The sequence below is a fragment of the Sulfurihydrogenibium sp. genome, from assembly GCF_027448985.1.
GTDB lineage: Bacteria > Aquificota > Aquificia > Aquificales > Hydrogenothermaceae > Sulfurihydrogenibium.
The window spans coordinates 1-1,849 of sequence record NZ_DAIDMN010000140.1 but is presented as its reverse complement, the minus strand read 5'-3'; the positions used below and the strand labels follow the sequence as shown (position 1 = coordinate 1,849).

Here is a 1,849-nt window from a genome sequence, read left to right as displayed (position 1 = left end):
AACTCCCGATATAAATGTAACTCCTTTTTTAAAGCACAGACGTACCTTTCTTTTAAACTCTCTTCATGCCACACAAAAGATGTAAAATCACAGTAAGGACATTTAATGTTACAAAACGGTATATGTACGTACAAACCTTTAACCATTTTTACCTCATAAAATGTTAAAATTTTTTTTATATTTTAAACTTTTTATAAATAAGTTAGTATTTACAAACTATTTAAAAAGAGTTATGATAATTATCAGAAAAATCTTTGGAGGTAAGGTTATGGCAGATGAAAAGGTATCCCGTAGAGATTTCTTACTGTACGCTATGGGTGCATGGGCTGCAGTAGGAGCCGGAGGAGTCCTTTATGCAATGTACAAAACATGGGAGCCTCTTCCGGAAGTAAAAGCTCAGGCTACAGTATCTTTTGACCTATCAACGGTTGAACCTGGTCAAATAAAGGTGGTATCCTGGAGAGGAAAACCTGTATTCGTTTTAAGAAGGACTCCGGATATGGTTCAATGTGCAGACAGGTCAATTAAAGGTGAATACACGGTTGTACTGGGTATTTGTACTCACCTTGGTTGTATCCCTAACTGGGAAGCTGATAAGAAGATATGGCACTGCCCTTGTCACGGTGGAGAGTACGACGCTTGTGGAAAAAATATATTCGGTCCACCACCAAGACCGCTGGATGTTCCACCGTTTAAAATTGAAGGAACAACAATCGTTTTAGGTGAAGAAGGTCCAGAATATAAACAAATGAAAGAAAAAGGATTAACAGTATAAAGGAGGTTTGGTATGAAGTTTATGGACTGGCTTGATGAAAGATTAGCCGTAAGGCAACTTATTAAAGTAATGCTTACAGAGTATTACGTACCAAAAAACATCAACTTTTTATGGAGTTTTGGTGTCCTTGTAATGCTTGTTTTTGCTATCCTAGTCGTTAGTGGAATATTTTTGTTGATGTACTACAAACCAGATTCTCATCTTGCATTTGATAGCATTAACAAAACTATAATGATGGATGTAGAGTATGGGTGGTTGTTCAGACATACCCATGCTGTTGGAGCTTCAATCATGTTCCTTGTGTTGTTCGTTCATATGGCAAGAGGTATATACTACGGCTCATTTAAACCTCCAAGGGAGATAGTTTGGATAACCGGATACATACTTTTTGTTCTAATGTCTGCTACAGCATTTACAGGTTATCTACTTCCTTGGGGTCAGATGTCCTACTGGGCAGCTCAAACGATTACAACTTTATTTGAAAAAATACCTTTTATAGGTCCAGATTTGGTTGTATGGATTAGAGGAAACTACATAGTAGAAGATGCTACTTTAACAAGATTTTTTGCTTTACACGTTGTATTTTTACCTTTATTGTTAATAGTATTTACAGCAATCCACTTATATGCTGTAAGAATACCAGGTTCTAACAACGAAGATGGAATTGAGCTTACAAAAGAGGAGAAAAAACACGGAAAAGGAATACCTTTCTGGCCTGTGTTTATGGCAAAAGAGTTTTTCGTTATGTCGGTTTTCTTAATATTCTTCTTTTATCTTGTTTTCTATCAGTATAAATTTGCGATGGACCCAATTAACTTCACTCCTGCTGATTACTTACAGACACCTATGCATATCTATCCGGAATGGTATTTCTTAGCATTCTACGAAGTTTTAAGAGGTTTCTTCTTCAGCCAAAACCTTGGATTGATTGCTTTCGTCCTTAGCATGTTTATAGCTGCATTTTTACCTTGGCTTGACACTTCTCCAATAAAAAGTGGAAAACACAGACCTTTATACAAAGTTCTTTTCCTTTTGCAGGGTCTCCTGTTGTTGCTGCTGTTGTCTGTATGTCGG

2 protein-coding genes are annotated in these 1,849 nt (G+C 36.7%); both read left to right on the top strand.

What is annotated here, in order from left to right; translation table 11 throughout:
* The first annotated feature begins 268 nt into the window (after window positions 1-268).
* A complete protein-coding gene (locus tag NE054_RS08015; RefSeq protein WP_297890434.1) occupies window positions 269-775 on the top strand; it encodes a Rieske 2Fe-2S domain-containing protein in 507 nt (168 codons plus the stop codon).
* Between the two features lie 12 nt (window positions 776-787).
* Window positions 788-1,849, top strand: a 1,062-nt coding sequence (locus tag NE054_RS08010; protein WP_297890432.1) for a cytochrome bc complex cytochrome b subunit, incomplete at its 3' end; no start/stop codon positions are given.